The organism is Arthrobacter terricola, assembly GCF_004354015.1.
GTDB lineage: Bacteria > Actinomycetota > Actinomycetes > Actinomycetales > Micrococcaceae > Arthrobacter > Arthrobacter terricola.
On sequence record NZ_SMRU01000022.1, the window covers coordinates 96018 to 103563 of the forward strand.

Here is a 7546-nt window from a genome sequence, read left to right on the forward strand (position 1 = left end):
CCTGTGTTCAAGGCTTGTGAATGAACAGATGTTCAATGGTAATCGCGCCTGGTTGTGGCGATTGAAGTGAAGCCGGCAGCCGATCAGGCAAAGACGGCGCGGAGTTCTGCCTCCGCTGTCGCGGATTCGCAGGCTTGGCTGGAGCGGATGAGGTCCGCGCAGCGTTCCCCGATCATCATGACGGTGATGTTGGGGTTGACCGTGACGTGCTCCGGCATGACCGAGGCGTCCGCGACACGCAGGCCGGTGACTCCCTTGACCCGCAGTTCGGAGTCGAGCGGCGACATGATGTCCTCGTCCGGGCCCATGCGCACAGTGCCGACGGGGTGGTACACGGTGTTGTGCGTCTTGCGGATGTAGTCCTGCAGTTCCTCGTCGGTCTGGGCCTCAATGCCCGGGGACAGCTCACGGCCGGTCCATCCGGTCATTGCCGGCTGGGCAGCGATTTCGCGGGCCTTGCGGATGCCGGCAACCATGACGCGCATGTCGTGGCCCTCAGGATCGGTGAAGTACCGTGGGTCGACCATGGGCTTGTCGCGGAAGTCGCGGCTGCGCAGCCTGACGGTCCCGCGGGAGCGGGCATGGGTGACATTCGGGGTAAGGCTGAACCCGTTCGCCGTGGTGGGGTAGCCGTGCCGCAGGGTGTTCATGTCGAACGGGACGGAGCCGTAGTGCATCATCAGGTCCGGGCGGTCCAGGCCGTCTTCGGTGGGGGTGAAGATGCCGATTTCCCACCACTGGGTCGATGCCTGCACCATCGGCTGCTTGGCTTCGAACTGCACCACGCCTTCGGGGTGGTCCTGCAGGTGCTCGCCGACGCCGGGGGAGTCGACCAGGACTTCGATGCCATGTTCGGCCAGGTGCGCGGCAGGGCCGATGCCCGAGAGCATGAGCAGCTTGGGCGAATCGATGGCGCCGGTGGACAGGACCACCTCGCGGCGCACAGCGAGCCGGTGGGTCCGGCCGAACGCCGAATCTACGACGTCGACGCCGGTGCACCGCTTGTCCGCGTCGAACACGAGCTGGCGGGCACGGAGTCCGGTCAGCAGGGTGAAATTCGCGCGCTCGATGATCGGGTGGATGTAGGAAACCGAGCTGGAGGATCGGGTGCCGTCCGCGCGGCGGTTGATCTGGAAGAAGTTGGCGCCGTTGACCACTGTGGTGCCGTTGTTGAATTTCGCGCGCGGAATGCCGGCTTGTTCGCAGGCGTCCAGGAGCGCCACGCCAGCCGGGTCCGCCGGGGGAACGTTCATGAGGTGCACGGGGCCGGAGTCACCATGGTGCGGCGCGTCCGGGCCGGCGTCCTCGTTCATTTCCAGTCGCTGGTACAACGGCCAGGCGGCCTCTGCGTTCCAGCCTTTGGCGCCGTATTTGGACTCCCACTCGTCCAGGTCTTCGCGCGGGGCCCAGAAAGCGATGCAGGAGTTGTGGCTGGAGCAGCCGCCCATGACCTTCGCTCGGGCGTGCCGCATGAAGGAGTTGCCGTTCTCCTGCGGTTCGATCGGGTAGTCCCAGTCGTAGCCGGATTCCAGCAGTTCCATCCAGCGGTCGAGCTGCAGGATTTCGGGTTTGCCACGGTCATCCGGCCCGGCCTCCACCAGCGCCACGGACACGGCCGGATCTTCGCTTAGCCTCGCGGCGACCGCGGCGCCGGCGGATCCGCCGCCGATGACGATGTAGTCGAACTCCCGGTCGTTGAGGGTCTCGACGTTGTCGGTGTGCATCTAGTTCTCCTTGCTGTGGTCAGCGAACCAGCCGGTGACCTGCGGGCTGGTGTTCTGGTAGATGTGTTTGGCTTCCTGGTATTCAGCCAGCCCGCTTGGGCCGAGCTCGCGGCCGACGCCGGACTGGCCGAAGCCACCCCACTCGGCCTGCGGAAGGTAGGGGTGGTAGTCATTGATCCAGACGGTGCCGTGCCGCAGCCGGCCCGCCACACGCTGTGCCTTGCCCGCATCCTGGGTCCAGACGGCGCCCGCAAGCCCGTAGACGGTGTCGTTGGCGGTTGCCACGGCCTCGTCCTCGCTTAGAAACGTCTCGACGGTCACTACCGGGCCGAACGCTTCATCCACGACGACGGACATTCCCCGGCGCACGCGGTCCAGGACGGTCGGCTGGTAGTAGAACCCGGCGTCGTACTTCTGCGCGGCGGGTGCCGCGCCGCCGCACCGCAACCGCGCCCCTTCCTCCACGCCGCGCCGGACGTAGGCGTCGACCTTTTGGCGGTGGGCCGCGGAAATGAGCGGCCCGGTTTCGGCTGCTTCATCGAAGGGGCCGCCAAGGCGGATCTCCTGCGCGCGCCGGACCAGCTCGTCGACGAAGCGTTCGGCGATCGATTCCTCGACCACCAGCCGCGCACCTGCGGAACAGACCTGCCCGGAGTGGACGAAGGCGCCGTTGAGCGCATTGTCGACGGCGGCGTCGAAGTCCGCGTCGGCGAACACCACGTTGGGGTTCTTGCCGCCGAGTTCCAACGCGATCTTCTTGACAGTGCAGGCGGCCGCGGCGGCGATCCGCTTGCCGGTCTCCAGCCCGCCAGTGAAGGAGACAAGGTCGACGGCGGGGTGTTCGGAGAGCGGTGCGCCCGCCTCCGCGCCGGGCCCGGTGACGAGGTTCGCAACGCCGTCGGGAAGGCCGAGGTCCTGCAGCAGCTGCATGGCCAGGATGCTGGTGGACGGAGTCAGTTCGGAGGGCTTAAGGACGAAGGTACAGCCAGCCGCCAGCGCGGGCGCGATCTTCCAGGCTGCCTGGAGTAGCGGGTAGTTCCATGGCGTGATCAGGCCGCAGACGCCTACCGGCTCGAAGGCGATCCTGCTGACGACGGCGGCGTCGCCGGCGTCCACAATGCGGCCCGCCTGCTGTCCGGTGAGCCTGCCGAAGTATTCGAAGCAGGCTGCGACATCGTCCATGTCGATCCGGCTTTCGATGATCCGCTTTCCGGTATCCAGCGACTCGGCACGGGCAAATTTCTCGCGGCGTTCGCGCAGTTCCGCGGCCACCTTGAGCAGGAAGGCGCCTCGCTGGGGCGCCGGTACTGCAGCCCAGACGCCGGAGTCGAAGGCAGTGCGGGCAGCAGCTATGGCGCGCTCGGCATCTTCCCGGCCTGCCTCGGAGACGGTGGCGACCAGTTCGCCGTCGGCGGGGTTCCGGATTTGGCGCACTGCGCCGGATCCGGCCGGCTCCCACGAGCCGTTGATGAACAGGGTGGATGCGGTATCGGTCATAGGGTCTCCTCCAGTAGGACGGCGAGGGGATGGCTGTCGGTCTCCCACCCGGCGTTGGGCGGGACGGCTTCGACGGCCCGGCTCGATGAGCTTGGCCATCCGGAACCGGTCCGGTGTGGCGTAAGTCATACAGGCAGGTTAGTGGAGTTTGTACAAGTGTTCAAGGGTTAGCCTGAACAAATGTTCAAACTTTGCGCCCGGTTTCTGCGGAAGGGCAGGGGCGTCAGGAGGGAGGAATCGGAAATGGGCCGTCCGCCGCGCCGGTGATGGTGGTTCGGCGCAGGTGAGCTCTATTCTGCAGGAGCGAAGGCGATTTGCTCCGTGCGGGCGATGCTTCTTTGGATGGCGGCTTGATCTATGCCGAGGAGCGAAGTCAGCCACATGCCGTTTTGTATGACGACGATGTCGTCCGCGCGCTGCCTGCATTCATCCCGGGACAGCTCGGGTTTGGCGCTTCCGATGAGCGCCGCGAGCCCGTCCAGGTATCGGTCGAACGCGGCCGCGTTGATCAGTGCAAAATCCTCGTCGGCTTGCGCGAGGGCCCAGAGATGGAGTCGCAAGGACAAGTATCGCGTGGTCAGAAGTTCCGCGGCGGCAACCCGCTTGAGGGCCTTGCGCAGCTGTTCGTCCGGGGTCGAAGCGGGGTCGGGTGCGACGAGCATGAGGTCATGTTCGTCCATTCGTCGCAGGGCAGCCCGGATGAGACTCGACTTGTCCTCGTAGTAGTAATTCACCAGGCCAAGGGCGACGCCGGCCTCCCGCGCCACAGCGCGCATATTGACACCGGAAATGCCGTGGCGTGACAGCAGGTCCAGCACGGCTTCGAGAATGCGCGACTGCCTGCCGAGTTGTTCGCCGGAATTAACGGTGTTTGTATCCACTCGGCCAGACTATTGGGAAACCCGGGCAGGTGCATCTCGCTGACCGGCGAAGTCACGGAGCCAGGACAATTTGGGCAGCATTCATGAAGCCAGCACGGCCGTGGCACCGCGCAGGCTTGCTGCGAGGGCGAAGGCGATGGCTTTTAGTTGCTCCTTGCTTCGTCGGGGGAGCCCGTCAAGATCGGAAAGCCTGTCGTCGGTAGCGGAGGAAAAGATGGCACTGACCCAGGCGGTAGCGCAGGCCTTGATCCGTTCAGCATCTGCGATGTCGGGAAGGCATTTGCGCAACACCGCGGCGGTATCGCGTTCCAGGCCCGTTTGGAATTTCCTTAGTTGGGCACGCACGGTCGGGTGCGTGTCGGCCTCGCGCCAGAGGATCACACGAAGAACGATGGATTTGTGATCGCTAAGGTTCAATGCGTCCAAAGTGCCGATTAGTCCGGCTGCGGGGTCTCCGGGAATTGCCAGCCGATCGGTGTCCAATGGCATGGCGGGCAAACGCTCGGCCATGAGGGCCACCAGCAGATCGGACTTGACCGGAAAATAATAGAAAAGCAGGCCCTTCGCGACGCCGGCGGATTTGGCGATCAAGGCCGTCGAAGTGCCCTTGAATCCGTGTTCGGCAATGAGGTCCTCGGCGGAATCCAAGATCAGTGTCCGGGCATCGCCGCGGGTATCAAGGATTTCCGGTCCCTGAACGGTTTTCACTGTGGCCTCCGTTGTTTGCAATGCGGTCTAAGGGGTCGGAGGAATCCAGGCCCCTTAAACGGATTGCTGTGGGCATGGCACTCGGACAAACCCGGTGTCATGCCATTTTTATGCGGCTGCTGGCCGGTGGCCGTGGCCTTCGTGCATCTTCATGACCGAAGGCAATGCCCATGCCGTGGCAATGATCGTGACGGCGCCGCACACAAAGGCGGTGATGGCCATTCCGGTCATGCCGGTGAATCCAAGCACCCACGGTGCGACAAAGAGCAAGATACCCAGAACTCCTTGGGCATATTCCACCGAAAGCAGTCTCGGCATTGCCAGATCGGCCAATCCGGCAAGGAGTGTGAGAACACCCAGCACGATCAGTGTTGCTGTTGTCTTTCCAGTGGTCGGTGTCCAGATCGGCGATAAGGCGGCGTACAAACCAGCGGCCACAGCCACCCAGTTCTGCCATTTGGTCCACGGCTTCATCAAACTCATCTCCCTATGAATAGTTCATTGGCAATTCCGGTCTACGCCTGATTGACCGCCCGGTCAATAGGCCGGGCCGGGACGGCAGATCGCGCGGGCGGGCCTCACTGGATCGGTGCATCGTCTGGCCGCTTTGGTGTCTCGACGAACAGGACCAAGGACATGTAACCGACGAACATGATGGACGCGGCGGTGATTCCCAGGAATTGTCGCTGGCCCGCTGTCGAGGGCAGATAGAGGATCACCGCAATGACGATGACCCCGAGCGTCAGCCACCTCCATGGCCGTCTGGTCAGGGCCAGGTCTTTATGGCGGCCGGAGAAACCCACGATCCATGCCCGGCGCAGTGTGATGACGGCGGCCACGGCTTCGGCGACCGTCGTCAAGATGAACTCGCCCCGATACAGGACGGCCTCGATGACGACAAGGACCCAGGCGATCGCGACCATCAACGCAGAAGCGATTGCGAGAATCCTGCGCGTCCTCGTCCCGGGGGCACTGGCGGACGATGAAAGCTCTGTCATGGGATCCGGTCCTGGTGCCGTGCCCGCGATGTGTCGACGGTCAGTGGACTGGCTCGGTCCGAAGCCAGATGAATTCCTGCGGGGGGAGCGTGATGCCGTCTGTAAGGTGGACTGTCCGCCCCGTGAGAAGGTCGACGGCGCCGCTTTCGAACCCGGAGAGCGTCGCGGTCCCGATGTGCTGTGGGGTATCGGCGAAGTTCGCAAGGATGAGGACGGTGCAAGCGTCACCGGGTCGCTGGTAGCCCAGGACATGACGGTTGTGGGTGTTGAACCCGACGAGCCGGTTCCCCGAGAGTTCGGGCGTCTTCGCGCGGACTTCGAGCATTGTCGACAGTCCTTCGAAGATTTTCCCTGCCATGGTGGTCGGGTCATGGCGGTGTTCATAAGGTTCGGCGGGGTATCGGGGCCTGTGGACCCAGCGGCTGTCGGCCTCATGTCCGGGTTCCAGCGCATAGTCGGCGTCGTTGAGTTGGCCGACCTCGTCGCCGAGGTAGATGAGCGGGATMCCTCCTGTGGTGAGGGTGATCGAATGGAGCAGCAGGATCCGGCGGATCGCCTCGGCGGGGTCGACCTCGAGCCCGCACAGGGATGCCGTTGTGCCCGAAATCCGGCAGTCTCCCGTGCGAGGGTTGTCCTGGAAGGGGACACCGCGGGCGAAGCTTCCCGGAAACCGGTTCGTGTAGAAGGCGTTGAGGAAGCGCCGGTGGTCGAAACCGTTGATCCCAAGCTCCGCGGCGTCCTCGTCCGCGAAGGTCCAGCCAATGTCGTCGTGGCTGCGCACGTAGTTCACCCACGCGGTGCCGGCAGGGAGATTGTGGCGGCGCTCGAGCGCTTGGGAAAGTAGCGACGTGTCACGGGTGGCCAGTGCCTCCCAGCCGAGCGCCATTTCAAGTGGATTGTAGGAAAGCTGGCATTCGGCGGGATCGATGTACTGGATGACTTCGTCCGGATGGACGATGGCCTCGGATTTGAATAGCAGCGACGGCGCGGCSATACGGCACACGGCATTGAACGCCTTGAGCAGCACGTGCGCTTCAGGCAGGCTCTCGCAGACGGTGCCCAGTTGTTTCCAGATGAACGCCACGGCATCCATGCGCAGGACCTCGACACCCTGGTTTGCCAGGAAGAGCATTTCGCCGGCCATGGCGCGGAACACTGCCGGGTTCGAATAGTTCAGATCCCATTGGAACGTGTGGAAAGTGCACCAGACCCACCGCCCGTCCGGCTGCTGCACGAAGGATCCCGGGTGRTCGTCCGGAAAGATCTCCCGCACGGTGCGTTCGAACGCATCAGGCATGGTCCGGTCGGGGAAGATCCAGTAGTAGTCAGAGAACCCGGGGTCTCCCTCGGCGGCACGCCGGGCCCATTCGTGCTCGTTCGAGGTGTGGTTGAAGATGAAGTCCACCACAAGGCTCACTCCGTTGGCCCGCAGTTCCGCYGCCACCTCCCGCAGCTCGGCCATTGTCCCGATTTTAGGGTCCGTTTGGCGGTAGCTGGAGACGGCATAACCGCCGTCGGAGTTCGGTTCCGGAGCGAGGAACACAGGCATGAGGTGAAGGTAATTGAGGCCGAGCTCCCTGAGGTAGGGAATGCGGGACTTCAGGCCCGGGAGATTTCCGGCATAGCGGTCCACATAGCAGACTCCGCCCAGCATCCCTTGCGCCTGGAACCAGTCCGGATCCGCCTCCCGCCGGGCATCGAGGTCCTTCAGGTCCGCGGGCCGGTCCTGCCAAGACAA

General features: G+C 64.1%; 7 protein-coding genes. All 7 read right to left on the minus strand.

Going from position 1 to position 7546, the window contains the following annotated elements; translation table 11 throughout:
* Positions 1-83 precede the first annotated feature (83 nt).
* Entirely contained in the window at positions 84-1724 is a 1641-nt protein-coding gene (locus E1809_RS17765; protein ID WP_133205558.1) for a GMC family oxidoreductase, read from the minus strand.
* On the minus strand, positions 1725-3221 hold the full coding sequence (locus E1809_RS17770; protein ID WP_133205559.1) for an aldehyde dehydrogenase family protein: 1497 nt from the start codon (positions 3219-3221) through the stop codon (positions 1725-1727).
* A 290-nt stretch (positions 3222-3511) separates the two neighbouring features.
* The gene (locus E1809_RS17775; protein WP_133205560.1) at positions 3512-4102 is read right to left on the minus strand and encodes a TetR/AcrR family transcriptional regulator; all 591 of its coding nucleotides are present in this window, start codon (positions 4100-4102) and stop codon (positions 3512-3514) included.
* A gap of 81 nt (positions 4103-4183) precedes the next feature.
* A complete protein-coding gene (locus E1809_RS17780; protein WP_133205561.1) occupies positions 4184-4810 on the minus strand; it encodes a TetR/AcrR family transcriptional regulator in 627 nt (208 codons plus the stop codon).
* A 108-nt stretch (positions 4811-4918) separates the two neighbouring features.
* Entirely contained in the window at positions 4919-5293 is a 375-nt protein-coding gene (locus tag E1809_RS17785; RefSeq protein ID WP_133205562.1) for an SPW repeat protein, read from the minus strand.
* 95 nt (positions 5294-5388) lie between these two features.
* Positions 5389-5808, minus strand: a complete 420-nt coding sequence (locus tag E1809_RS17790; protein WP_133205563.1) for a hypothetical protein — start codon at positions 5806-5808, stop codon at positions 5389-5391.
* Positions 5809-5848: 40 nt separating this feature from the next.
* On the minus strand, positions 5849-7546 hold a 1698-nt coding region (locus E1809_RS17795; protein ID WP_133205564.1), incomplete at its 5' end, for an alpha-amylase family glycosyl hydrolase.